Here is a 26,375-nt window from a genome sequence, read left to right as displayed (position 1 = left end):
ACGCTACGAGCGCAAAGCCGACCACTTCCTCGCCTTCACCAGCATCGCCTGCACCCTCATCTGCTACCGCAGACTCGCCAAATGAGACGACTTCTAACTGATCGTTTCAGAATGAGGTTCGGAGTCGTCTCAAGCAGATGATGCTGCAAGCGAGTTGAAGCAGGCCGAGGTGGAGGTCGGCTCGTATCTCGTAGCGGATGCGGAGGCGTTTGAACTGGTGGAGCCAGGCGAAGGTCCGCTCGACGACCCAGCGGGTCTTGCCCAGGCCGGAGCCGTGGGGTGCGCCTTTGCGGGCGATCTTGGGTGTGATGCCGCGGGCCCGGAGAAGGCGGCGGTACTTGTCGTAGTCGTAGCCGCGGTCGGCGAAGAGCCGGCCCGGCCGGTGCCTCGGGCGCCCGCGCGTCCCGCGGATGCGGGGTATCGCGTCCAGCAGCGGCATCAGCTGAGTGACGTCGTGGCGGTTTCCGCTGGTCAGCGAGACGGCCAAGGGAGTTCCGTGGCGGTCGGTGATCAGGTGGTGCTTGCTGCCCGGGCGCGCGCGGTCGACCGGCGAAGGTCCGGTGTGAGCCCCCCTTTGAGGGCCCTGACATGGGAGCCGTCGACTGCCGCGTCGTCCATGTCCAGCAGGCCCGCGGCCCGCAGCTCGGCCAGAAGGACCTCGTGCAGGCGGGGCCAGACACCGGCCTCGGTCCAGTCCCGCAGACGCCGCCAGGCCGTCACACCGCTGCAGCCAACCTGTTCAGCCGGAACATCCCGCCAGCTCACACTCTTGCACAGCACATAAACGATCCCCTGCAACGCAGCCCGGTCATCCGCCGGCAATCGCCCCGGATACCGATGCCGCCGAGGCGGACGAGCAGGCAACAGCGGAGCCACACGTTCCCACAGGTCATCAGGCACAAGATCAGCAGACACCCAACAGATCCTGCCGACACAACACCCAACTGCCAAGCCCCACAACGAATTTCATTCTGAAACGATCAGTAAGATGCTCAAGCGCCAGATGTTCGGCCGCGCAGGCTTTCGACTTCTACGGAAACGTGTCCTGCTGTCGTGCTGACGTCGATACTCGTCGGTCGACGGTGAGGGCTCTGTGACACCGCTGTGTTCAACAGTCGGATGTCGTACTCGGTCCAGCAATCGGAGATCTCGATGCCGACCTCGCTGTTGCAGCGGGCGCACAGCAAGTTCGGCCCGTTGAGCCCGTCCAGTCTGCAACACCCGTAAAGCCGAGACGGGTCCACATGGGGCCGCAGCAGCACACCGTCCAGCGGGTTGATCACCCAGGTGGCAATCGAGCCGGCGGGACCGTACGAGTCTGGGTCACCGGAGAAGAAACCCACCCGCACTGTCGACGGGCCGTACGTGTAGTGCTCTCTTCCCCTCACTGACGGCAGCGGCTTCCACTCACATTGCTCGAGCGGATTCGACAAGGGAGCAGTGCACGACTGACATCTGAAAACGATCAGCACCCTCGACACCCCTCCAGTTCGAACCGCATCCACTGTTGGCATCCAACACTCAAGCTGGCCGAGAGACCAGATGCAGCTTCACGCGTGGGAGTGTCTAATCAACGGCGGATCTGTTGATCATGGAGACGCCAAGTGAGTGAGATGACGATCGAGCAAGAGCCCGTAGTCGAGTCGGTCGATGCGGCCACGTCGGACGAGCAGTTGATCGCGATGCTGGTTGACCGGGCCCGCAGTGAGGGCCTGCAACTGACCGGTGAGGGTGGGCTGTTGCAGCAGCTGACCAAGCGGGTGCTGGAGTCCGCCCTGGAGGGCGAGATCACCGATCACGTCGGTTATGAGAAGCACGATCCTGCCGGGAAGAACAACGGCAACAGCCGCAACGGCACCCGCGCCAAGACAGTGCTGACCGACGTCGGCCCGGTCGAGGTCAGGGTGCCCCGGGACGTGGCCGGGACCTTCGAGCCGCAGATCGTCAAGAAGCGGCAGCGCCGGCTGACCGGGGTGGACGAGATGGTGCTGTCGCTGTCCGCGAAGGGACTCACGCACGGAGAGATCTCCGCACATCTGGCCGAGGTGTATGGGGCCGAGGTGCCCAAGCAGACCATCTCCACGATCAACGACAGCGATAGTGATACCCGGGTCCCCGGTGGTCGTGGCTCGATCACTGACTGACGTCCTGCTGGACTGTCTTCGCCTTGGTCTGTCCGGCCGCCGGGGCCCGTTCCCGAGGCCCCGGCCGGGTGGATCATGACCTCATAGGAGCCTGGCCAGAGGCCCCATCGCTGTCCTGTCTGCCCCACCCGGCTGGAGCCACCTCCGGTCAGGAAGGCACCTCCAGCATGACAGGAACGGACACCGCGGCAGTCGTCGAACACGTAGTGATCGGTGGGGTGGACTCCCATGCCGACACCGTCCACGTCGCCGTGGTAACCGACCGTGGTGGGCAGATCGCCGATGCCGAGTTCCCCACAACGGCCGCCGGATACACGGCTGCTCTGGCCTTCCTGGCTGCTCACGGCACCGTTGCCGAAGTCGGCGTAGAGGGCACGTCGTCCTACGGGTCGGGGTTCACGCGTGCGGCCCGCGAGGCCGGTCTGACCGTGGTCGAGGTCAACCGGCCGGACAAGGCCGAGCGCCGCAGGATCGGCAAGTCCGATCCGATCGACGCCTATGCCGCAGCTCGTGCAGTCGTGTCCGGCCGGGCCACCAGTGCCCCCAAGGGCGATGCCGTCGCCGGGATCCGGGCTCTGCACAACGCGGCACGCTCCGCGATCAAGGCTCGTACGGCCGCGCTGAACCAGATCGGACACATACTGATCACCGCGCCCGACGGTATCCGCGCGAAGTACGAAGTGCTGCGGGGCGACAAGCGTATCGAGGCCCTTCTCCGGCTCCGGGCCGGCAACGACCCCGTCCACGCCCCGGTCCTGACCGCCCTGCGGACGCTCGCCCGACGCGTCCAGAATCTGACCGCTGAACACACCGCTCTGACCGCGGAGTTGGATGCGTTAGTCACGCAGATCAACCCCGGCCTGCGCGCCGCCTACGGCGTCGGACCCGACACCGCTACGCAACTGCTGATCACCGCCGGCGACAACCCCGCCCGCCTACGCACCGAAGCGTCCTTCGCCGCCCTGTGCGGTGTCGCGCCGGTTCCGGCCTCCAGTGGCAAAACCAACCGTCACCGGCTCTCCCGCGGCGGTGACCGCGCCGCGAACGGGGCCCTCTACCGCATCGCGCTCGTCCGCATGCGCCGCGACCAGCGCACCCGTGACTACGTGGAGCGTCAAACCAAGGCCGGCCGGACGAAGAAGGAGATCATCCGGCTGCTCAAACGCGCCATCGCCCGGGAGGTCTTCCGCCTCTTGACCACCGCAGTCGAGGTTCCCGAGATCGCGGGTGCCCACCCGCCAGGCCAAGAACATCACGCTCACCGCCGCAGCGAACCACTTCGGAGTCTGGCCCGCCGTCATCTCCAACATCGAACGGGGACTCCGCCGCGACGACCCTTTCGCCGACGCCTATCGCAGCTGGCTCGCTGCCGCTTGACCAACGATAGGAGCATCAAGGTGATGGAGGGCATGGCCGAATGGCAGAACCGACCGCTGGACCGCGTCTATCCGGTCCTGTTCGTGGATGCCATCAACGTCAAGATCCGGGATGGCCAGGTCGCGAACAGGCCGATCTACGTTGTCATGGCCGTCACGGCCGAGGGCACCCGCGACATCCTCGGCATCTGGGCCGGGGACGGCGGCGAGGGCGCGAAGTACTGGCTGCACGTTTTCACCGAGCTGAAGAACCGCGGCCTGGACGACGTGCTGATGCTGGTCTGCGACGGACTCAAGGGCCTGCCCGAGGCGGTGGAGACCGTCTGGCCTCGCACGATTGTTCAAACATGTGTCGTTCACCTGCTGCGGAACAGCTTCCGTTACGCAGCCCGCCAGGACTGGGACAAGGTCGCCAAGGCACTCAAGCCCGTCTACACCGCTCCCAGCGAGGACGCGGCGACGGAGCGGTTCCTGGAGTTCCAGGAGGCATGGGGCCGCAAGTATCCGGCGATCGTGAAGCTGTGGTCGGACGCCTGGGCCGAGTTCGTGCCCTTCCTCTCCTTCGACGTCGAGATCCGCAAGGTCATCTGCAGCACGAACGCGATCGAGAGCGTCAACGCGCGGATACGCAAAGCCGTTCGCGCTCGCGGCCACTTCCCGTCGGAGACCGCTGCCCTCAAGTGCGTCTACATGGCGCTGATGAGCCTCGACCCGACCGGCAAGGGTCGCAAGAGGTGGACCATGCGCTGGAAGGCACCCCTGAACGCCTTCCAGATCGCCTTCGAAGGCCGGCTCACCCCGGCCAACAACTGAACCTCAACAACCAAGATCAGCCGTTAAGTTGACACACCCGGGCAAGGAGCTCGTGCTGCTGGCCGTCGCAGGGGTGATTGCCGCATTCATCGTGGCGGTGATCAACGGGAGGGGACCCTCTGCGCGCGGGCTGGCCAAGCAGGTCGGCAGGCTGGCCGGGAGCGAGTGAGCACGGTGGGACGCAAGGAGAAGCCGGTCAAGCCGACGATCGTCACGGAGGTCGGCAAGCTAGCCCGCTTCCAGCGGGAGTGGAGGCGCAGAGCGGGCCGGTCGTACGACGACCTCGCCAAGACCACCGGCGTGCCAGCGACCACGCTGCGCAGGGCCGCCTCGGGCACGTGCGTGCCGCGCCTGAAGGTGGTGCGCGCCGTGGTCACGGAGTGCGGCGGGCCGGCTGACGAAGCCTACGAGTTGTGGAAGCGGGCCCGGTACCACCAGCGCCTGCTCGACAAGCCGCGCGACCCGGGTCGGCCGGAAGGGACTCCGGCAGCGGCCGCGCGGTGGTGAGCCTGACGGTGCGCACGGGATCGCGAAAGATCAGCCGTTCGCGTTTCAAGACCCGGAAGTAGGAGCGCAGCACGGAGTGCAGGCGCCGGGCCGGGCTGCCAATGAGGGCTTCAAGGCCTCCTTGATGTGCTCCGTAGTGACTTCGCGGGGATCGGAGATGCTCGCGTCGATCCAGGCAGCGAGCGTGGGCACGACCTCTCGGGTGTAGTTCTCCACCCTCTTCGCGGCCCGGGCCCGGCTGGGCCTGCTGCGATGTCCCAGAGCTGGCACATGACGCGCCGATCGTTTCCCCAGGCCAAGCCGTACGCACAGCCGCCCAACAGCGTCTCGGCGTCTGCCCGTGACGACGCCGTGAGCCAATCAACTGCGGTGCCCGCAGCCATGGACGGGGACGGGGCACAGGGTCCCTTAGGATTCTCGCGATACATGCGTGAATCCCACCAATCGACGGGATTGCAGGTCACAGCGCTTCACATCTTTGGCCAAGTCAGCACTCAACGACGTGATTGCAGCTAATGAAGCCGCAGTTGAAGCGTCCAGCCTGTCTCACTCAATCTACGTGATTGCAGCTGAAGAGGTTCCCCACGGTCAGTTCAGCACCGAGAATCCACACGGCACGGGGCCGCGCGCAGCAGATCGGGACTCGCCGCAGCAAAGTTCTCCTCCGCAAGGGCATGCAGGGGCAGACTGTCGGGTGCGGTCATCGTGCTGATCTCCTTCGACACTTCGAAGATCAGCCGGTGGCCCGTTCGTCTATGCGGGCACCATCCCGATGCCGGGGCAAACCCCCGGATCAAGTTGAACCCGTACACCACTTCCAAGGACGCAACCAGCAGCCCCGAGCCGGGTTCTCACCGGCCGGGGCTGCTGCGATGCCCTGGTACGTGGCAGCGCGGGTCAGCGGACCATTGCCTGGGCCTGCCTGCCCCGCGTTCCAGCAGCGGCTGCAAGCAGGCCACGGCTGTCAGGGGCGGTGACCATACAGACCTTTGCGCCGAGAGACATCGGGGGAACTGAGACGGCGTTGTGGCCGAGGGCCTTCAGAGCGGTGAGTAGTGCGGCGTCCGGGGCGGACTCGATGACCACCGTGTTACGGCGGCGGGCGCGTGGGCTGAAGGACGCCGGGACGTGGTCGGTGTGGAAGTGCGGGATGTCGGTGGCCTGCTGCAGGCTCATCCCGAAGTCCGCCACCGCGAGGAACGACTCCAGCGTCCACTGATCCTGGCGGTCACCGCCGGGTGTGCCGAATGCCAGATACGGCTTGCCATCGCGCAGCGCCACCGACGGGCTCAGCGTGGTACGGGGCCGCCGACCGGGGGCGAGGGAGTTGGGGTGGCCCGGCACCAGCCACATCGTCTGGCCCCGGGTACCCAGCGGGAAGCCCAGGCCGGGTATGACCGGCGAGCTCTTCAGCCAGCCGCCACTGGGCACGGCGGCAACCAGATTGCCCTCCCGGTCGGCAACAGTCACCGTGCAGGTGTCGCCGGGCTTCAGCGAGGCGCGCAGGGCGGCCTGCGGCACGATCGTGGGCAGACCGTTCTGCAACTGGAGGAACCAGTCGCAATCGATGGACGGCATTGGGTTCGGCTTCATGTCCGGCACGAAGCCCGTCCGGCCGGGCAGCTCCGTGTGCACCGGATCCACGGCCGAAGTGGGGCCGATCAGCGCGCGGCGGGCAGCGACGGTGTCCTGGGCAAGCAGCGCGCCAATGATCTCGCGGCCGTCGGGCACATCGCCGTAGTGAGCTTCCCGGTCAGCGAAGGCCAGCTTCGCAGCCTCGGTCAACCTGTGGATGTATTCGGCACCGCCGAAGTCGTACATTGTCAGGTCAATGCCCGCCAGCAGGGCCAACTGCTGAAGGAAGACCGGGCCCTGGGACCACGGCCCGCTCTTGTGGACCTCGAATTCCCGGTACCTGACGGACAGACTCTCCTCGATCGGTACCGTCCACCCGGCCATGTCCTGCCCTGCGAGCAAGCCGCTGTGGTGCCGCCCGGTCGAATCAAGGAACGGCTGACCGACGAAGGCGTCGATGGCCTCAGCCACAAAGCCCTGGTAGAACGCTCGATGCGCGGCCCCTATCTGGCGCTCCCGGTCACCACCGGCCGCCTCGCCGGCCTCGACCAGGCGCCGCATGGTGTAGGCGAGTTCTGGGTAACGCATCAGGTCTCCGGTGACGGGGGCGTTACCAGCGGCGTCCAGATACATCACGCCGGAGCTCGCCCATTCGCCGGCGAAAAGCGGGCGCATCGAGCTGATGGCGCGGGCCGCGTCGGCCACCAGCGGATGGCCCCGTTCTGCGTATCCGACGGCGTCGGTCATGACGTCGCGCAGCGACTTCGTGCCGAAGTCCGCGAGCATGCGTAGCCAAGCGCCAAAAGCGCCGGGAACTGTGGCTGGGAGCAGTCCGGAGCCCGGTATCTGGGTGAGGCCGAGGTCCTGGAAGTGGGCAAGAGTGGCGGCGGCCGGCATTGGGCCCTGGCCGCTGATCACCGAAGTGCGGCCAGAGCGAGCATGGTGGACGACGATGCACGCGTCGCCGCCCAGGCCGTTGGAGTGGGGCTCCACCACGGCCAGAACGAAGCCGGCAGCCACCGCCGCATCGAACGCGTTGCCGCCGTCGTTGAGCGTGGCCATGCCCGCCGCGGTGGCCAGCCAGTGCGAGGCGGACACCGCACCGTGGGTGCCGAGAAGATCGGGGGGACCTGCGATCATCGGGGGGTACTCCCTGAGTCGTTACGTATCGTGACGACGGGGCGTCCGCCAAGTTCGCCGGCCCGTGCGTAACAGCTGCGGACCGAGGCGACGACGGCCGGGCGGACCCCGAGCCGGTCGAACTCCATGAGGCCGTGGATGGCGGCGCCGCCGGGCGACGAGACCCGTTCCCGTAGTACGACGGGATGCTCGCCGGTCTGCGCGATAAGACTGCTGGAGCCGACAAAGGTCTGCACCGCAAGATGGGTCGCAGTAGCTCGGCTCAGACCGAGTGACACGGCGCCCTCGATCACGGCGTCGATGAAGGAGAACAGTAGCGCGGGCGTGCCGCCGCAGACGATGGCAGCGGCGTCGTGCAACGACTCGGAGCAGACCAGCACTTCACCGGCGTCGGACATCAGTTCCGTGACCTGGGCCAACTGCTCCTGGGAGCAGGCGCTGCCAGCGCTGAGCACCGACATGCTCGCGCCCACCAAGGCACCGATATTCGGCATCACCCGGACCACGGCGGTGCCTGCCGGGAGGTGGCTCGCCACAGCGTCCGTGGTCCAGCCGACAACGACAGACACCACAACTGCGCTTGGCTGCAGATGCGGGGCGATCTCTTTGAGGACTCCGGCGCACTGGGCCGGTTTCACAGACACCAGCACCAGGTCCGCGTCCCGTACCGCCTCCGGATTGGAGGTGATCGCCCGAATCTTGTGCCGATCGGCAAGCGCGGCGAGCCGCTCAGGGCTACGCGCGGTCACCGTGACATGCTGGCGCGGCCGACCGGCGGCCAAGGTGGCCGAAGTGATCGCCTCGCCCATGGTGCCGGCACCAAGTACGGCGAGGGTCCCGTACGGGGAGCTGATGCCGACGCCATCAGTCGGATTCTGGGACACGTGAGGTTACCTCCCGAACTTGGCGGAACGCCAGGGGCAATAGGCTGGTGACGACGAAGGTGACAGTGCAGCCGAGGACCAGGGGCAGGAAGCCGATGCCGTCGATGAGGGATCCCGCAATCGCCATGCCAATCGGCAGTGTGGCGAGCGAGACCACATAGTCCCAGGAGGCGACGCGTCCGATCTCTTCCGTAGGGATGTTGTTCTGCAGCGTCGACTCGTAGAGGACCGAATGGAATCCGACGCCGAGGAATCCAACGGCGACAAGGACGAGAACGAACGGCAGCGGGCTGTCGCCCACGAAGCCCAGGACGCATAGCGGGATGGTGAGCGAGGCCAGCCAGGCAATGACCATTGGCTGCCGGACATTCAGCTTCTTCGACAGTTGTACGCCGACGAACGATCCGACGCCCTGGGCACCAACGATCCAGCCGAGGCCGAAGGAGCCGTGCTTCTCGATTCCACCGACCTGCATGAGCGTCAGGGCGACGCCGAAGGCCAGGCTGTGGACCATGGTGCAGAGCATGCAGATGAGCAACCACCGGCGGCGAGCGACGAGACTGGCACCGCTGGTGAAGTCCCGCAGGAAGGAGCCACCCCTGTCAGAGGGGGTAGTCTCCGCGCGAATGAGCTGGATCGAAGCTGCCGAGATCACGAAAGTGGCGGCGTTGACGCCAAGAACGACGATTGGGCCGCCAACAGCGGCCAGTCCGCCGCCGAGCACCGGGCCGGCGAAGGAGGCCACCGTCTTGGCCCCAGCCATCGACGAGTTGAAAGACAGCCGGGTGTCCGGCGTGGTGACCCGTACCTTCAACACAGACAGCGCCGGGAGGAAGACGCCGCCGACACCCCCGTGCAGAAAGAGCAGGACGAGGGTGGTGCCGATGCGTCCGGGGCTGACGAGGCACCACAGGATGCCCAGAGTGAGCAGGGTACGAGCGAGATCGGAGCCGATCATCAGAGCCTGCGGCCGCGTCCGGTCGGCCAGCACTCCACCGAACAGCGTCGCGATCAGCCGACCGGCACCGAACGCGCTCGCCGCCATGCCGACTTCGGTGGCACTTCCGTTATTGAGCACAATGGCGGCCGCGACGGCGACCGGCTGCATGGCATCGCCAATCCAGGACAACAACTGCCCGCGCAGCAACAGCCTCTGATTGCGTCTGTCTTCTGTCTGATTGCGTTCTGCTGCGTCAAGTACCTGTTCTGATCCCACAGTTCTCATTGCTCCCGGTTGGCGCCGGAGGCGGCTTCACGGCGGAGCCTTGCATACTCGGCCAGTCGTGCATGGTCGATCTTTCCGCGGCTGTTGAGCGGGAACGCCGACGTCGCGATAATTCGCCGAGGCACCATGTGCTGCGGCAGGGCCGTCTTGAGCTGGCGCAGCAGCAGCGTGGTGTCAGCCGGTCCGGTGACGAAAGCCACCAGTTCCTTGTCAAACGCGATTTCGACGGCCACCGCCGCTGCATCGTCCACTCCGTCACAATTCCGCAATGCCACCTCGACGTCGACCAGGTCGACCCGGTATCCGGTGATCTTCACCTGTCGGTCGAGGCGCTGCCGGAAGACCAGCCCTGCCTCGGTACGGCAGACCTGGTCACCCGTGCGGTAGTAGAGGTCCGGGCTGGCCGCTCGCTGGGTAGCGGCGTCAACGAGGGCTCCGTCGCCGCCCAGGAAACGACCCACATTGTCCGCGGCGTCGAGATACGACGTCAGCCGCTGCGGCCCCCGTACGCACAGCTCGCCCTTGGTGCCGCTGACGACTTGATGCCCGTCCAGAAGAACCGCGTCCAGCCCAGGGTTGACGGAGCCGATCGGCACGGTGTCGCACTCCTCGCGGGGCCATTCCCCGGGGGAGCGCGGAAGCTCGTAGTAGCTGCAGGCGACGGTAAGTTCGGTAGGGCCGTAGGCGTTGGCGATCCGGGACTGAGGCGCCGCCCGATGCCAGGCGTCGACGGTGTTCCAAGTCAGGGGCTCACCACAGAACATGCTGTGGCGGAGCGTGGGCATCGAGCCGTCGGCCAGTGCACGAGTCCGGACGGCGAGGGTGACCACGGAAGGTACCGAGAACCAGTGTGTCAGCCTCCGCCCGTTCACATACCTTACCGGCATCCGGCGCTCGGCAGCGCTGGGGACCACCACAGTCGCGCCGCTCACCAGCGTTGTCACCATGTCAAAGACCGACAGGTCGAATGTCATCGCGAACTGGTGCGACGCCCGGTCGCCGACCGTGATCCCGGACTGGTCCGCCGACACCGCGCAATACGCGTCGATCGCAGCGTGGCTGATCACAACTCCCTTCGGGGCACCTGTCGACCCGGAGGTGAACAAGATGTAGGCGGGGTCATCCGAGGTGGGCCCTGGGCGCCCGCGTCCCAGCCGGCCTGCTGCAGCGAGTTCGCGCGGCGTCACCATCTGCACGCCCGGCGGGGCAACCGCGGGCCGGTCGGCCGGGATCTCGCCGACCAGCATCGTCGTGACGCCGGCAAGTCGGCAGACCTCCTTCAGATGCTCTTCCCCACTCGACGGAGCCAGCGGGACCACCGGCCGGCCGGAGGCCAGCACCGCCCAATAGGAGACGATCGAGGTGACGGACGGGGGCATGCAGAGAGCGACCGGACTGCCCCCATCGTCAAGAGCGGCAGTCACGGTGGCGACTTGCTCGGCCAGGTCCCTGTAAGAAACCGATTCCCCGTGATCCTCGATCGCGGGATGCCTGGGCCACCGCCCCACCGACTCTCTCAACCGGTCAACGATCGTCAGGCCAGTCATCCGAGACCCCGCTCGCACTCACGGATCACGTCGGCGAGCCGTCCGGAGGCGAAGAGGACCTCGATGGGGAACTCCACCGGATAAGCGGCCTCGACCACCGTCATCAACTCGACGGCGCTCTGGGATTCTCCACCCAGATCGAAGAAGTTGTCGGTCACGGAGATGTCGTCAGGCGGATCCGGGATGACCTTCCGCACGGCGTCGAGAATGTATGCGGCCAGCTCACTCATGGGCTCTTGTCCCGGACCTCCAACCGCGGCTTTCCGCAAGCTTTTCGGACGCATGTCCGTCCAGTTGTCCTCAATGTATTCCAGACATTTCTGCCGAGTGGACTCTCCGAACGCAATCCGCCACCCGGCAGGCACCTCGGCAAACTTGGGCCACAGCGAGTGCTGCTCCTCAGCATTCACCACCACGAGAAAGCGTCCGTCCACGTCGTCGAAGGGATTCTGACTCACCATCACCATCACCATCCTAATTCTGAAATGGCAGACTTCCGAGTTGGGAATCCGCCTCGAAGCAGAGGAAACCGTCGCCCAGAAACCAGGCAGGCACCCTAGCGAGCACTGCCCGTCACACCCTCCCCAAGAGCTCGGCGCAGACCCTGTCCAGGAAATCCTCCATGGCCTGCGGACCGATCACAGAGCGGTCGTAATGGCAGCGCAATTCGCTCCGATCGTCGAAGACGTTCAAATGCACGACGAGCGGCGCCTGCCGGACATCCGCCGCCTCAGCGGCCCGGGCCGTCATGAGGTGCGGCCCGAGCCGGAGCCCGCGACCTTCGTTGACCACAACGAAGGGCATCGTTCGTAGCGGCTGCGCCAAGGTGCCACGCTCCTGGAGCACGGCCTCCACCATCCGAGCGGGGATGAACTCTGCCCGCATCGCCTGCAGCAGCCGCTTCCGCAACATCGCGGCGTCCCGCGCCTGGTCGCCACCGATGTCGCAGACTACGGGCAGAGTGTTGGCCGTAGTCATCACGGCATCGGGGTCTGGCGAGAACATCCGGCCGCGGAAAGGCGAGCGGACGGCAATCCGACCGGTGCTCTCGGGCGAAAGGCTACGAGCCACCGAGCTCAGGACGAGCAGGAAAGGCGAGACGTGCCGACGGCGTGCGATACGGCCGAGCTCCTCCCGGTCGACCTTCGGCAGCGGGCGGACCGCCGAGCCTGCCTCGCCCGGCCTTTCCGGCGGGGTGTAGAAGGGCCGCACTTGTTCAGTGCCCAATTCCCGCTCCCAATAGGCGAACACGGCATCGGCCGAAGCCTCCGCCCGGCTGCGCTGCCACGCCGCAATCGTCCACGGCGGGGTGCACTCCTTGGGCGTGCCAAGTTCCTCTCCGCGCAGCAGACGGTCATAGGCATCGAGCAGCTCGCACAGCACCCGCTCGAGCGCGGTGCCATCGAGAAATACGAAGTCGAGACAGAACGCAAGCTCGGTGCCGTGTCCTGTGGGGACGACCTCGATCCGCAGGGCGCGGCCGGCGTCGTCGTCGAAGGTCGCGGGGCCGATGGCGATGCCGCCGCCCAGCGGCTGAGCCCGGACCGGTGCCGGGCATGGATCGGCGAACTGCTGCCAGCCTTGGGAACCGTGGCGGTGCGTCGACCGCAGTGCAGGGTGGGCTGCGACCACATGATCGTACGCGGCGCACAGGAGGCCAATGTCAACAGGACCAGTCGTGGAGTAGAGAGTCTTCCCACTGCGCGAGGCCCCTGCCAAGCGGGTGGGCTGGGAAAGGTAACTCTCCTGCCAAAGGGTGACCGGACCGGATTGCCCGTTCATGCGGTCGCCTCTGCGATGAACCGACCGCGGGGTTCCAGCACGCAACCGCGTGCGACCTTCGGCATCAGATGTCCCTGCCCGAATACGACGGTGCGCACGCCCATGGCACACGCCAAGTCCACGCTGTTCAAAAAGGTCTGGTGGTAGAGCGTGCGACGGTGCGGATGCACGCCGAGACTGAGAGCGTGCACGCTCATGTAGTCGCCGAGTAGCGTGACAAAGATGTGCGAGACAGGTACGCCGTCCTGGCTCAGCCGGATGACCCGGTGCTCCCCCGGCCGCCTACGAGACTCAGTGAGCCGCCAGGCAGCGATCCGCGGGTGGTCCGGCGTGCCGTTGCCGGCGCGTACGTGCGCCACGCCTTCGGCGGCCGCCCGGGCGACCTCCGGGGTGAGGTCGACAACGCTGCACTCGAGTCCCAGATCGCGCCGGTCACGGAGGTCTCGGTTCCAGTTCTGGCGGACCTTGCGGTCAGGCAGTCCGGCGATGAACCCGTCTGTGGTGGTGTTCGCAGGGAGTTCAAGAAGCGCGCAGGGTTCTGCAGGACGGGCGACGGCCATGCCATCGAAGCCGGCAGCGAAGGCTGCCTCGTCCTGGGGGCGGACGAAGAGCGCGACGGGTGTGGAGCCGTCCTGTCGACAGTGGACAACCGCCCGGCTGACGAGGTTCCGCACGACTTCCGCGCGGGGTGCCCCGGGGACGGTCCAGACGGCAGACTGCCACTGAGCCTGTCCGCCGCCGACAAGGGTGACGGGGCCGGTGAGACCGTCCAGGCCAAGTTCCCGGCGAGACGCGCGGCTGAGTACCTCGATCCGGTCGAAGCGGACGACGGCCAGGCCGCCAAGGGTCTGGGGGCCGTCGCGGAAGACCGTCTCGTCAAATGCCCCGCGCGCGTCGATCGCGGCAATGGCGGCCTCATCCTCGACGAACCAGCGGCCCGGGTCGCCCCAGGCGGCCGGCGGTGTGCCCGGGGTGGCAGCGGTGACCAGGGAGCCTGTCACGAGAGCGCACCTCTTGGACTCGCGGGTTCCGGGCAGCCGGGTTCTGCAGCGTCTGTAGCCGCCGCGGCCTTCAGACCATGGACGTCGTTCATCGCCAAGTCACCACGAGCCAGCGAGATGACCAATCGGCGGTGGAAGGCGAGATAGGACGGTTCCTGGACGGGGTGGGGGCCGATCTCGCGGGCCAGTTCGTGCAGCTTGACGGAGGCGACCGCAGGGTAGCGGTGGTGCTCGGCGTGGTAGTTGCCGTTCCATTGGAAGAACCGCAGCAGCGCCGGCGCGAGTACGGTCCGGGTGTTCCGGTCGACATCGGGAACGCCCCAAAGGCCGTAGTGCTCGGGCAGGCTGAGCCAACTGATCCATATGTAGCCGCAGCCCAGCGGCAGCCAGTAACCGACCAGCAACGGGAGCGGGACAAGCACGGTCAGCGTCAGGACGAGAGCGAGCCACGACATCAGCACGGTGTTGTCCTGCCGGGCTGCCCGCCGGTGGGCGTCGTTGGTGACGCCGGCCGGGAAGGAGCCAATGACGGTGCGCTTCATCCGGCGGAAGACGCTGGGCCAGAAGGCGATCGCGGAGAAGTCGTGAAGGTATTCACGCAGGTTGGTGAGAACAGTCTCCGGCTCAGTGTCACCCTCGACTCCAGTATGGCGGTGGTGGGTCAGGTGCTGCTGTCGGTAGATGCTGAAGTTGAGGAAGATCGGTGTCGCCCAGGCCACACCCGCCAGCCGGTTTCCCCGTACGGACCGCACATGGGCGCGGTGCACGCAGTCGTGGGCAGCGTTGATGAAGCCGGAAAGGAGGAATCCGGTAACCGGTACGAGGGCGAGCAGCCACCAGGTGAAGGCCATCGCCACGGCTGTGCCCCAAGCTGCCAGCAGGACAGCCACCGTGCCGGCCCGCAGGGCAACGCGGAGGCGTCCGGGGGTGGAGAGCTGCCGCAACCGCTGGATCGCTATCAGACGGTCGGAAGAGTTGTTCATGGTCAGCCCTTCTGCCCGAGGACGACGCGGAAATCCCGCTCAAGACGTTTCGCGGCATCCGGGTCGGCGGCCAGAAGCAGACACTCCGTCGTCCTCTCCAGGGTCGGGTCGTAGCCAACGACCACGATGCCCTCCTCGGTCGCCGGGCTGAATCCGAGTCCGCTATCGGCGAGGATCTGCCGCAGTACGACGAAGTCCCGAGGCGGGACATCGCGCAGGCTCATCAGGTAGTGGCGAGAGGAAAATCCGTCGCCAAGCAGTGCACAGCCGATCAAATGGAGGGAGAGTCCGCCGCCAAGCCGGGCGTTGACCTCGTTGTAGAACATCCGACCGTCCGGCGTGACGATGCCGTCGACGTTGATGTAGCCACGGTAACCAATGCGGGCGCACAGTTCGACGAGCTTGGAGCAGTGCAAGGTGGCCTCGACGAGTTCGTTGCCAGGGAGCCGGGCCGGGAGATGCAGGCCTATCCATTCCATTGCGGGTGGCTCACCGCGGCGGCGGCGGTCGACAGTACCGCTGTCGACAAAAGTGAAGCTGCCGTCGTCGTGGATCAAGAACTCGAGATAGAAGCTGACCTCGTGGTCGTGGTACTCCTCGACAACCAAGGCCGTTTTGACGGAGCCGGTCAACTCTTCCCATAGGGCCTTGGCCTGGAGGTCGGGATCGGCCGCCGCACGATGGGTGACGAAGGTGCCGGCCACACAGTCGATGTCCTTGATGGTCACGGCGGCGTTGCCGCGGCCTCCGCGGTCGTTGTCCCGTTTGACGATGACCGTACCGGTGGCCGGAAGCGACTCGCGCAGAGCCCGGGCCAGCGCGTCGGCGTCATGGACTATCGATCCCACCGGGACCGGCAGCCCGACACCGACGGCAAGTTGCCGGAAATGGCTCTTCCGGTTGAGCAGGTCTGAGCCGTACTCGCTACCGAAGCGGAGCATGTTGCCGAGCGGTATGCCGAGGGAACTGGACAGCCGGCTGACTCCCTCGGTGAGCATGCAGGGTTCGAGGAAGTAATCGGCCGACGCGTGGCCAGGGGCCAGCGCGTCCTGGACGGCCCGCGCCAGCCGTGGGGAGGTGAGTTCCTCGCCAGTCAGTAGTGTGTCGTGGACGACCAGGGTGATGGTGTCCCGATTCACGCCGAGAATCCCGCAGACGTAGGCAAGGAATTCCTCCTCGACGGGGCAGGCGGTGACGACGACGTCGTGCTCGCGCAGCATCCACAACAGCCGGTAAACGGCCCGCGGGAAGGCCACGTCGAGGTTGACAAGCAGGATGCGACGACTCTGCGCGCAGGTGTGGCTCACAGCGCCCCTCCAATGATGGATCTGGATCGGGAGAGCGCCCAGGTCGTGGCCCGGAGGACCAGGTCCGAGAGAGTTCCGTCCAGCTCCGTCCGGTTCTTGTCCAGCCCGTCAAACGCCACTGGCCGGTCGAGATCATGCGTGTCAATGTCGATGAGAATCGCCTTGGCCCTGCGGGCCATCTGACTGATCAAAGCCGTGCGCGGCACAGAGGCCCGGACGGTTAGAAAGGCACAGTCGTATACCGAACCCCACTGCCTCGGGTGGCGCAGGTTCCAGGAGTTCTTCGCCTCGGTGAGGAGTGAGGCGCCGTCAGGCACAAGTTTCCGGGCCACCTCGACATGCACCTTCTGCAGCCGGCGGGTGGCGTCCGACAGCCGTGTGCCGTTCTCTCGGAAATCTGCCTGGCGTCCGCTGAGCAGCAGGCGTATCGGGGCATAGTCCGGGGCCCAGGTGCCGCTGAAGGCCGGGTGCAGCCGGCGCAGACCAGGCCGGATGACGTCGTTGTAGACATCAACGGGCATGCGGCTGGTGTAACTGAGCATGGCAGCGTACGCCTGGACCAGCAGCGTCAGTTGTTCCGCCGCCATATCCCTGTCGACGTGGCCGTTGCGACGGTCCTCCAGCACATCGCCCATGAGCCGCCAGATGATGAAGGACATCTGGTGGCCCGTGATCCAGCGGAACCAGTGGAGCGTCTCCGGATCCGGGTCCAGATCGACGGCTAGCGGCCGGTCGCGAAGGAGCTCCTCCCACATGTCAGTCAACTCGGCGGCCTCGGTCGGGCCGATGACCCAGGGCTCCTCCGGCCAAGGAAGGGCCAGGGGCTCTATTCCGTAGCATTCGTCGCCGTAGTCCCATCCTTTCGAGGAGGGACACGTGAGTGACCAGCGGATCAAGGCGCCATTCATACTGTGCCCTTCGGGAACCAGGAGAACTCGAATTCGAGTCCATTGACATCGCGGAAGTAAAAACTCTCCATGCCGTCGTCATCCACGACGATCTCGGTGGGTTCCTCGTCAGAGGCGAAGTGGAACTTTCCGCTGTCACGCAGCACGAACCACTTCTCGCGCCAAGTCACCATCTCCTCGTGCGAATCGAGGATGAGGCATATGTGCTGGAACTGAATAGCATCCGTTGCCCCGGAGGCCAGTGTGAAGACCGACCGCTCGAAGAGATGGAGCCGTAGATTATGCAACTCGACCTCGGTGAGCCGGATAATTCCCGGAAGACGTTCCTGGGTGAGTTCCGAGAACCTGTCGAGCGTCCAGGTGCTGGTGGCGTTGAAGAATTCTCGGTACCAGTGTATGGCATTGTCGAGATCGCTGGTCTGGACCGCCACATGATGGACGGTCGGCTTTTCGGAAATGGTTGGCATCAGTCGTGAACCTCCGAACTCTTGGCGGCCAGTCGAGAATTGATCGTCACAGCAATAAGCGAGATCGGCTCAAGACGGGTCATGTGGCCGTGAGGAACGGCCGTTTCGGTGAAATGGAGTGACCCCATGACGTATGGCTGCCATGCGTGAATTTTGCTCATGTTGTCCCCGTCGGTCGAGCCAAAAAACAGCACGTCACCGCGGAACACATCCGGTTTTGGCTCGGCAAACAATTTCTTGAGTCCGCAGTAGACCTCAGCCACGTTTTCTCCCTCGCCGCCCAACCAAGCAGTCACCTCGTCGGTATCGGCTCCGGTCCGGCCGAGGGACTGCATGATTTCGGAGAAGATTCCGGCGCTGGTGTCGTGCGTGTGGGTGGCTGCACAGATGTCTGTGCGGCGTGCCACTGCTGTGTCTCTGTCATCGTGGCCGGGCAGACAGTCCATGAGGGCGAGCAGTTCCACCTCGTGGCCCTGCTCCTGCAGCGAAGTGGCCAACCGGTGAGCGATCACGCCTCCCAGAGACCAGCCCAGCAGTCGGTACGGCCCGTTCGGTGCAACAGAGCGAATCCGGGCCAGATACTCTTCGATCAACTCGTCGGCCGTATCGGGCATGTGCGTCGCGCCAGTGAGCCCCGGGGCCTGCAATGCGTAGACCGGGCAGTCCTCCACCAGAGTGCGCAACAAGCCGGAGTAGACCCAGCCCACGCCGGCCGCAGGGTGCACGCAGAAGAGCGGAGGTGCGGCGCCCTCGCGTATGCGCAGCAGCGGAGCGTATGGGTCGCTGGACCGTTCTCCGCCAAGCTCGCTGGCGAGTCCAGCCGGAGTGGGCTGGTCGAAAAGGTCCTTGATGGTCAGTTTGACGCCCAGGAGCTCAGCAGTTCGGGCGGCCAGCCGGAAGACCAGTAGGGAGTGGCCACCAAGTTCGAAGAAGCTGTCGTCTGGGCCAACCTCGTCCAGGCCCAGCACCTCGGCGTACAGATCGCACAAGAGCGCCTCGTCGCGGGAGGCCGGTTCGCGGGCTGACCCGGTCACGGCAGCGGAGAAGTCCGGTACTGGCAGGGCGGTCCGGTCCAGTTTGCCGTGGGCGGTGAGCGGCAGCGCGTCGAGCACCTCGACGCGGGCCGGCACCATGTAATCAGGCACAAGGCGCGCCACCCGTTCCCGTATCTGCGCCGGGTCCAGCCGCAGGCCTGGGGCAGGTACGGCGTAGCCGACCAACCGGTCGTCACCGGCACCGACCCTGTGCACGAGGGCAGCCGCGGCTGCGACGCCAGGAACGTCCAGCAACGCAGCCTCGATCTCGCCAGGTTCAATACGGAAGCCCCGTACCTTCACTTGTCCGTCGGCCCGGCCGGCGAACACCAGCTCACCGTCCCGGCGCCGTCTCACCAGGTCACCGGTCCGGTACATGCGCTGTCCCAAGGTGAACGGGCAGGCCACGAAACGTTCCGCCGTCAACCCGGGGCGCCCACCGTAACCACGGGCCAGCTGAGCACCGGACACATACAGTTCGCCGACCACTCCGGGGGGCACTGGCCGCAGCCACTGGTCCAGCACGTGGAACGCGGTGCCGGGGAACGGGCGGCCGATAGGAACCGGGCCGTCAGCGGTGTCGCCCGGGGGCAGTCGGTACTCACCACAGTTGACGACGGTTTCGGTGGGGCCGTAGGCATTCACCACGGTGACGTCGGGGTTCCAGCGACGCCAGTCGCGCAGGGCCGCACCCTCAAGTGCCTCGCCGCCGGTGATCAGGCACTGCTCGGGGCTGGCAGCGGGGTGCGACTGCAGGATCGGCAGATGGCTAGGGGTGCATTTGAGCAGTGTGGAGCCGGGCAGGGCGGCGGCCCTGTCTGTCAGGGCGGCCAGCACGACCTGTCCGCCAGTGGTCAGCTGGGCGTAGAGGGTGGTAATGCTGGCGTCGAAAGAAGTGGAGAGATGGCAGGTACTGGTGCCAGGGGCACCGGGGTAAGCGGTGCGGGCCCAGCCGACGTAGGCGGCGAAGGCCGCGTGTTCCACGACAACACCCTTCGGACGGCCGGTCGAGCCCGAGGTATAGATCACATACGCGGCGTTACGAGGTGAGAGGATGCCCAGCCGGTCCTCGTCCCTCAGGTCCGAGCCGTCGCCGGCACCCAGGCCCACGCCCGCCTCACGCACCACGACGGACGCTCCGCAGTCACCGAGGACGAAGTCGACCCGTGCCGCCGGATAGCCCGGGTCCACGGGCACGTAGGCGCCGCCCGCCTTGAGAACTCCGAGGAGAGCGACCACCAGGTCCACGGAGGGCTCCAGCAGGATCGCGACCCGTACCTCGGGCCCGACACCGCGCCCCACCAGCTCGCGTGCGAAGCGGTTTGCCCGCGTGTTCAGCTCTGCGTAGGAGAGCGACTCTGTCCCCGACGACACTGCGACCGCGTCCGGAGCCCGCTGCGCCTGGACCTCGAACCACTCGTGCACGAACCCGTCGGCGACGGGTTCACTCGGCGCCGGCGTTGTCTCCTGCTCCTGGGCCTCGAGGAGAGATATTCCGGAGAGCCGTCGGGTGGGCTCGGAGGCGAGGAGACCAAGCAGAGTGACGAAACGTTGGGCGATCGCTTCGACGGTGGCTTCGTCGAACAGGTCACGGGCGTATTCGATGGTGCCGGTGGCACCGCCCGAGAGGGTACCGGGGCGGTTCTCATCAAGCGTGAAGGTGAGGTCGAACTTGGCCCCGGTGATGGGTGCGGGTAGCGGGGTCACGTCCACGCTGTCGAGCTGCAGCGGTTGGGCGTCGGTGCTGTTCATCGAGAGCAGCACTTGGAAGAGAGAGTGCCGGGAGAGGGTGCGGTGGGGGTTCAGTCGTTCGACTACCTGCTCGAACGGCACGTCCTGATGCGCCCACGCGGCGACATCCCAATCCCGGACCCGCTCCACCACCTCCACGAATGACGGATCCCCCGACAAATCCGCCCGCGTCACCACTGTATTGACGAAAAATCCCACCAAATCATCCAACGCCTCATCCGAACGACCCGCCACCGGCGTCCCGATCGGGATGTCAACCCCACCACCCAACTTCCCCAACAACACCGCCAAAACCGCCTGATACACCATGAACGGCGTCGCACCCAACCCACGCCCCAATTCCACCAACCCACCATGAACACTCTCACCCACCACAAACCCAACAACCCCACCCCGAAAAGACGAAACCGCCGGCCTCACTCGGTCAAACGGCAGCCCCAACTCCTCAGGCAGACCACTCAACACCCCCTCCCAAAAAGCCAACTGGCGCTCGACCACGTCCCCCGAACCCAAAAACTCCCGCTGCCACAAAGCAAAATCCGCGTACTGCACCGGCAACTCACCCCACCCGGGAGCACCACCCCCCAAACGCGCTCTGTAAGCCACCTCCACATCCCGCATCAACGGCCCCATCGACCAACCGTCACAAGCCACGTGATGCACCACCATCACCAACACCCACTCGCCCCCGCCTTCACCCACCTCCAGCAGCCACACACGCACCGGAACATCAGCCGACAGATCAAACTCGAAACCGCATACCTCCCGCACACGCCCCTCTGCACCGTCCGCATCAACCTGCTCCACACACACCAACGAACCCACTTCACCAACACCCCGGACTACCTGCTGGGGAACCCCATCCACCTCCACCAACACCGTCCGCAACACCTCATGCCGCTCCACCACATCCCCCACCGCACCTACCAACGCATCCACATCCACATCCCCCACCAACCGCACCACCAACGGCACGTTGTAAGCCGCAGAACCACCCCCCAAACCCGCCACAAACCACAACCGCAGTTGCGCGAACGACAACGGCACCACCCCAGGCCGCACACGCCGCACCAAACCACCACCCGACACCACCCCACGACCCCCCACCACCACCGCCAAACCAGCAGGGGTACGCGCCTCGTAAATGTCCTGGACGGTGATGTCCACACCGGTCCGCTGCCGGATCCGGGCGGCAGTCCGTACCGCGTTGAGAGAGTGTCCGCCCATGGCGAAGAAGTCATCCTCGACTGTGCAGTTCGGGGCTTCAAGAACATCCCGAAACACCTCGAGAACGACCCTCTCATGTTCGGTCTCCGGCGCACGGCCAACGGGGATTTCAGGGGTCGGCAGCGCCGCGCGGTCCAGTTTTCCGTTCACTGTGAGAGGCAGTTCCCCCACCATGAGCAAGATGTTGGGAATCATATAGGCGGGCAGCAGTTCGGTGAGATGCGCGCGCACCGCCTTCTCATCGGGTGCCGCATGCCGCGGAACGACATACGCGACCAGCGTGGAGCGCCCACCGCGCTGCTCGTGGACCAGGCAGGCGGCGTCTGCGATACCTTCATGCGTCAGCAATGCCGCCTCGATCTCGCCCAGTTCAATCCGGAAGCCACGCACCTTCACCTGGGCGTCGGCCCGCCCGACAAAGAGCAGTTCCCCATCGGCCCGGAACTTGACCAGATCTCCGGTCCGGTACATCCGCTCCCCGGACGCGAACGGGCACGCCACGAACCGCTCCGCCGTCAGCCCGGGCCGCCCGAGATAGCCGCGGGCAACCTGCGCGCCTCCCACATACAGTTCGCCCACCACGCCGGGCGCAACGGGCTGCAGCCAGTCGTCGAGCACATAGGCGGTCACCCCAGGGATCGGCCGACCCACGGGCGTCTCCGGGATCCACGCTTCGGGACGCGCGGGCAGGGTGTAACCGGTGGCCATATGGGTCTCGGTCGGCCCGTAGTAGTTCTCGACGACCAACCCGCCGTCACGCCCGGCAAGCCACCGCAGGTCAGCAGAGAGAACCATCCGCTCGCCTGCCTGCGCCACCCGGCGCAGCGCCTGCAGGTTGTCGTCGGCCCGGAGAGCGGATCGGGCGATCGCGTTCAGTACGAGATTGGTGACCAAGGCGTATGACACCTGCCGCCGTGCCATCCAAGCGACCAGGGCGTCCGGGTCCTTGCGCAGCGCCTCGTCCGGCACAAGCAGCGTGCCGCCGCCACAGGTGACCAGCAGGATCTCCATGACGGAGACATCGAACCCACTGGCGGAAAACTGCATCACCCGCTCCGGGCTCTGCTGCGCACGCCACCACCGAACGAGGTTCACCAGCGCCCGGTGCTCCATCTGCACAGCCTTGGGGCGGCCGGTAGATCCCGATGTGAAGAGGGCGTAGCAGAGGTGCTCGGGCCGCAGTGGGCGGATGCGATCGACGTTCGTGAGGTTGTCCACGCCGTGTCGGGCAAGGGTGTCCGGGCCGGGGATCCTGTCGAGGATGAGAGAAGGCCGTACGTCCTCGCACATCGCAGCCCGGCGCTGGGGCGGATTCTGCGGGTCCAACGGCAGAAAAGCGGCGCCGGCCTTGAGTACGGCCCACAGCGCGGTGACATAGTCGATGCCGCGCGGCAGTTCGAGCGCGACAAGCTCCTCGGCGCCCACGCCCTGCGCGACGAGATATCGGGCAAGCCGGTTGGCGGCGGCGTTCAGGTCGGCGAAAGTGATCAAGGTGTCGCCCTCCTCGACTGCCACGTCCAACGGCTGCTCCGCCGCCAGGGTCTCGAGGTATGCAGGCAGGGTGCCGGCCGGGTGGGGCAGGTCCCGTGGCGGCAACACGAGGGCCTGCTCGGCGTCGGTCAACAGCCGTAGCTGTGAGAGCCGCAGACTCGGGTCGTTCGCCAACTCGGTGAGGAGGGTTTCCAGTCGGCGGGCGATCCGTTCGGCGGTCTCCTCGTCGAAGACGTCCGCGTTGTACTCGATTTCGCCAGGGACCCCGGCCGGGGCGCCGTCCGGGGTGAACTGCGGGTCGAAATTGACGTGGAGGTCGAAGCGGGAAACGCCGCGGGGGGCGATGCTGCGGCTGGTGCACTCGACTCCCGGGAGGTCTATGAGCACCTCAAGAGATTGCACGGTCATGGAGACTTGGAAAAGCGGATTCCGGGAGAGGGTGCGGTGGGGGTTCAGTCGTTCGACTACCTGCTCGAACGGCACGTCCTGATGCGCCCACGCGGCGACATCCCAATCCCGGACCCGCTCCACCACCTCCACGAATGACGGATCCCCCGACAAATCCGCCCGCGTCACCACTGTATTGACGAAAAATCCCACCAAATCATCCAACGCCTCATCCGAACGACCCGCCACCGGCGTCCCGATCGGGATGTCAACCCCACCACCCAACTTCCCCAACAACACCGCCAAAACCGCCTGATACACCATGAACGGCGTCGCACCCAACCCACGCCCCAATTCCACCAACCCACCATGAACACTCTCACCCACCACAAACCCAACAACCCCACCCCGAAAAGACGAAACCGCCGGCCTCACTCGGTCAAACGGCAGCCCCAACTCCTCAGGCAGACCACTCAACACCCCCTCCCAAAAAGCCAACTGGCGCTCGACCACGTCCCCCGAACCCAAAAACTCCCGCTGCCACAAAGCAAAATCCGCGTACTGCACCGGCAACTCACCCCACCCGGGAGCACCACCCCCCAAACGCGCTCTGTAAGCCACCTCCACATCCCGCATCAACGGCCCCATCGACCAACCGTCACAAGCCACGTGATGCACCACCATCACCAACACCCACTCGCCCCCGCCTTCACCCACCTCCAGCAGCCACACACGCACCGGAACATCAGCCGACAGATCAAACTCGAAACCGCATACCTCCCGCACACGCCCCTCTGCACCGTCCGCATCAACCTGCTCCACACACACCAACGAACCCACTTCACCAACACCCCGGACTACCTGCTGGGGAACCCCATCCACCTCCACCAACACCGTCCGCAACACCTCATGCCGCTCCACCACATCCCCCACCGCACCTACCAACGCAACCACATCCACATCCCCCACCAACCGCACCACCAACGGCACGTTGTAAGCCGCAGAACCACCCCCCAAACCCGCCACAAACCACAACCGCAGTTGCGCGAACGACAACGGCACCACCCCAGGCCGCACACGCCGCACCAAACCACCACCCGACACCACCCCACGACCCCCCACCACCACCGCCAAACCAGCAGGGGTACGCGCCTCGTAAATGTCCTGGACGGTGAGCAGCACGCCCTTCAGCGACTTGACGCGGGCCGCAAGCCGCAGCGCCAGCAGGGAGTGCCCACCGAGGTCGAAGAAGCCGTCGTCGGGGCCAACGCTGTCCAGACCGAGAACCTCGGCGTAGAGCTCGCAAAGCAACGCTTCGTCCGCGGAGCCCGCCTCGCGGTGTTCCCGGGATGCGGCCGCAGCGAAGTCCGGCGTAGGCAGGGCAGCCCGGTCCAGCTTGCCGTGAGCGGTAAGCGGCAAGATGTCGAGGACCTCGACGCGGATCGGCACCATGTGAGCGGCCAGGAGGCGGCCCACATGGGCGCGCACCTCTGCACCGTCCAGCCAGACGCCGGGGGCAGGCACGACATATCCGACCAGTCGGTCATCTCCAGGACCGGCCCGGTGGACAGCCGCTCCCGCGCCGGCCACCCCGGGGGTCTCAAGCAGTGCAGCCTCGACCTCGCCGAGCTCGATGCGGAAGCCCCTTACCTTCACCTGGTTGTCGGCACGACGGACGAAGCACAATTGGCCGTCCTCGCGGTACCGAACCAGGTCCCCGGTCCGGTACATCCGCTCTCCAGGGGCGAACGGGCAGGCCACAAAGCGTTCCGCGGTCAGCCCGGGGCGCCCGCCGTAGCCACGCGCGAGTTGGACGCCTCCCACGTACAGTTCGCCCGTCTCACCGTTGGCCACCGGCTGCAGGCGCTCGTCGAGCACGAAGTGGGTGACGCCCTCATAGGGGTCGCCGATCGGCACCGCGCCGTCCGGCACATCGCCGGTCGGCAGCAGGTATTCCGAGCAGGTGACAATGGCCTCGGTGGGCCCGTAGCTGTTGATCACCGTCACGTCCGGGTAGCGCCGACGCCAGTCGCGCAGGGCGGCACCCTCGAGGGCCTCGCCAGCAATGAGCAGGAGGTCGGTCGGCGCGACCGGGTCCCCGAGGTGCTTGAGCAGGGCGAGATGGCTGGGGGTGCAGGTGAGCACAGCCGGCCGTGCGCCGGCCGCCGAGGCGAGATCACCGAGCCGCACATGTCCTCCGGAGACCAACGGCCCGTACAGGCCGGGAGCGGAGAAGTCGAAGGCCTGGGAGAGGTGGGCGAGGCTGTCCGCGTCCAGGCCGGGATAGACGGTACGAGTGCGGGCAACATACGCGGCAAACGCCTCATGCTCGACAACCACGCCCTTCGGACGACCGGTCGAGCCCGAGGTGTAGATGACGTACGCAGCGTTGCGGGCCGACAGGGCACACAGCCGGTCCTTGTCCCCCAGATCGGAGCCGTCGCCTTCTCCGGTGCCCAACCCCTGCTCGCGCACCACGACTGCCGCGCCGCAGTCACTCAACACGTAGTCGATCCGTGCCACGGGATAACCCGGGTCGACCGGCACGTACACCCCACCCGCCTTCAGCACCGCCAGCAGCGCGACCACCAGGTCCACCGACTGCTCCAGCAGCACCACCACCCGGACCTCGGGCCCGACACCGCGCCCCACCAACTCGCGCGCGAAACGATTGGCCCGTGCGTTCAGCTCCGCGTAGGAAACCCGCTCATCACCGCACGAGACCGCGGCAGCGTCTGGACCCCGAGCAGCCTGCTCCTCGAACCACGCATGCACAAACCCACGCACAACAACCCCCTGGCACGGTCACGGATTCCTGGATTCGG

General features: G+C 66.1%; 13 protein-coding genes and 5 pseudogenes. 4 read left to right on the top strand and 14 right to left on the bottom strand.

What is annotated here, in order from left to right; translation table 11 throughout:
* Positions 1 to 106 precede the first annotated feature (106 nt).
* A protein-coding gene (locus ABZ208_RS34385; protein WP_356913365.1) for an IS5 family transposase occupies positions 107 to 915 on the bottom strand; the annotation gives its coding sequence in 2 pieces (ribosomal slippage) (positions 107 to 576 and positions 576 to 915; 810 coding nt in all).
* A 767-nt stretch (positions 916 to 1,682) separates the two neighbouring features.
* On the opposite strand from ABZ208_RS34385, the pseudogene ABZ208_RS34380 reads away from it, so the two are divergent.
* The 4 genes and pseudogenes from ABZ208_RS34380 to ABZ208_RS34365 form a co-directional block, all read left to right on the top strand.
* Positions 1,683 to 2,093, top strand: a pseudogene (locus ABZ208_RS34380) (transposase); the annotation flags it as partial.
* A 218-nt stretch (positions 2,094 to 2,311) separates the two neighbouring features.
* A pseudogene (locus ABZ208_RS34375) lies at positions 2,312 to 3,337 on the top strand (IS110 family transposase); the annotation flags it as partial.
* Positions 3,338 to 3,514: 177 nt separating this feature from the next.
* A pseudogene (locus ABZ208_RS34370) lies at positions 3,515 to 4,333 on the top strand (IS256 family transposase); the annotation flags it as partial.
* A gap of 165 nt (positions 4,334 to 4,498) precedes the next feature.
* The gene (locus ABZ208_RS34365) at positions 4,499 to 4,840 is read left to right on the top strand and encodes a helix-turn-helix transcriptional regulator (protein WP_356913364.1); all 342 of its coding nucleotides are present in this window, start codon (positions 4,499 to 4,501) and stop codon (positions 4,838 to 4,840) included.
* An 897-nt stretch (positions 4,841 to 5,737) separates the two neighbouring features.
* Here the strand turns inward: ABZ208_RS34365 and ABZ208_RS34360 are convergent.
* The 13 genes and pseudogenes from ABZ208_RS34360 to ABZ208_RS34300 all read right to left on the bottom strand — a co-directional run bounded on the left by ABZ208_RS34360 (position 5,738) and on the right by ABZ208_RS34300 (position 26,337).
* Positions 5,738 to 7,555 carry a gamma-glutamyltransferase gene (locus tag ABZ208_RS34360; RefSeq protein ID WP_356913363.1) on the bottom strand — a complete coding sequence of 606 codons (1,818 nt, stop codon included), beginning with the start codon at positions 7,553 to 7,555 and terminating at the stop codon, positions 5,738 to 5,740.
* On the bottom strand, positions 7,552 to 8,439 hold the full coding sequence (gene proC / locus ABZ208_RS34355; protein ID WP_356913362.1) for a pyrroline-5-carboxylate reductase: 888 nt from the start codon (positions 8,437 to 8,439) through the stop codon (positions 7,552 to 7,554). The genes ABZ208_RS34360 and proC overlap by 4 nt, the downstream gene beginning before the upstream one ends.
* A complete protein-coding gene (locus ABZ208_RS34350) occupies positions 8,420 to 9,655 on the bottom strand; it encodes an MFS transporter (RefSeq protein WP_356913361.1) in 1,236 nt (411 codons plus the stop codon). Before ABZ208_RS34350 ends, proC begins: the two co-directional genes overlap by 20 nt.
* Before the next feature lie 5 nt (positions 9,656 to 9,660).
* The gene (locus ABZ208_RS34345; protein ID WP_356913360.1) at positions 9,661 to 11,211 is read right to left on the bottom strand and encodes an AMP-binding protein; all 1,551 of its coding nucleotides are present in this window, start codon (positions 11,209 to 11,211) and stop codon (positions 9,661 to 9,663) included.
* Positions 11,208 to 11,411 (bottom strand): annotated as a pseudogene (locus ABZ208_RS34340) (acyl carrier protein); the annotation flags it as partial. The pseudogene ABZ208_RS34340 and the gene ABZ208_RS34345, both read right to left, overlap by 4 nt.
* A gap of 57 nt (positions 11,412 to 11,468) precedes the next feature.
* Positions 11,469 to 11,669: pseudogene (locus ABZ208_RS34335) on the bottom strand (MbtH family protein); the annotation flags it as partial.
* 115 nt (positions 11,670 to 11,784) lie between these two features.
* Positions 11,785 to 12,993 (bottom strand): hypothetical protein, encoded by a 1,209-nt coding sequence (locus tag ABZ208_RS34330; protein WP_356913359.1) that lies wholly within the window; start codon positions 12,991 to 12,993, stop codon positions 11,785 to 11,787.
* The gene (locus ABZ208_RS34325) at positions 12,990 to 13,994 is read right to left on the bottom strand and encodes a hypothetical protein (protein WP_356913358.1); all 1,005 of its coding nucleotides are present in this window, start codon (positions 13,992 to 13,994) and stop codon (positions 12,990 to 12,992) included. Before ABZ208_RS34325 ends, ABZ208_RS34330 begins: the two co-directional genes overlap by 4 nt.
* The gene (locus ABZ208_RS34320) at positions 13,991 to 14,977 is read right to left on the bottom strand and encodes a fatty acid desaturase (RefSeq protein WP_356913357.1); all 987 of its coding nucleotides are present in this window, start codon (positions 14,975 to 14,977) and stop codon (positions 13,991 to 13,993) included. Before ABZ208_RS34320 ends, ABZ208_RS34325 begins: the two co-directional genes overlap by 4 nt.
* A gap of 2 nt (positions 14,978 to 14,979) precedes the next feature.
* Entirely contained in the window at positions 14,980 to 16,284 is a 1,305-nt protein-coding gene (locus ABZ208_RS34315) for a peptide ligase PGM1-related protein (protein ID WP_356913356.1), read from the bottom strand.
* Complete coding sequence (locus ABZ208_RS34310) at positions 16,281 to 17,048, bottom strand: hypothetical protein (protein ID WP_356913355.1); 768 nt, start codon at positions 17,046 to 17,048, stop codon at positions 16,281 to 16,283. Before ABZ208_RS34310 ends, ABZ208_RS34315 begins: the two co-directional genes overlap by 4 nt.
* A gap of 140 nt (positions 17,049 to 17,188) precedes the next feature.
* Positions 17,189 to 17,659: a VOC family protein gene (locus ABZ208_RS34305; RefSeq protein WP_356913354.1), complete on the bottom strand. Its 471-nt coding sequence runs from the start codon at positions 17,657 to 17,659 to the stop codon at positions 17,189 to 17,191.
* On the bottom strand, positions 17,659 to 26,337 hold the full coding sequence (locus ABZ208_RS34300; RefSeq protein ID WP_356913353.1) for an amino acid adenylation domain-containing protein: 8,679 nt from the start codon (positions 26,335 to 26,337) through the stop codon (positions 17,659 to 17,661). The genes ABZ208_RS34305 and ABZ208_RS34300 overlap by 1 nt, the downstream gene beginning before the upstream one ends.
* Between the last annotated feature and the right edge of the window lie 38 nt (positions 26,338 to 26,375).

This window comes from Streptomyces sp. NPDC006208 (genome assembly GCF_040613775.1).
Classification (GTDB): Bacteria; Actinomycetota; Actinomycetes; order Streptomycetales; family Streptomycetaceae; genus Streptomyces.
This window is presented reverse-complemented; position numbering and strand designations above follow the sequence as displayed.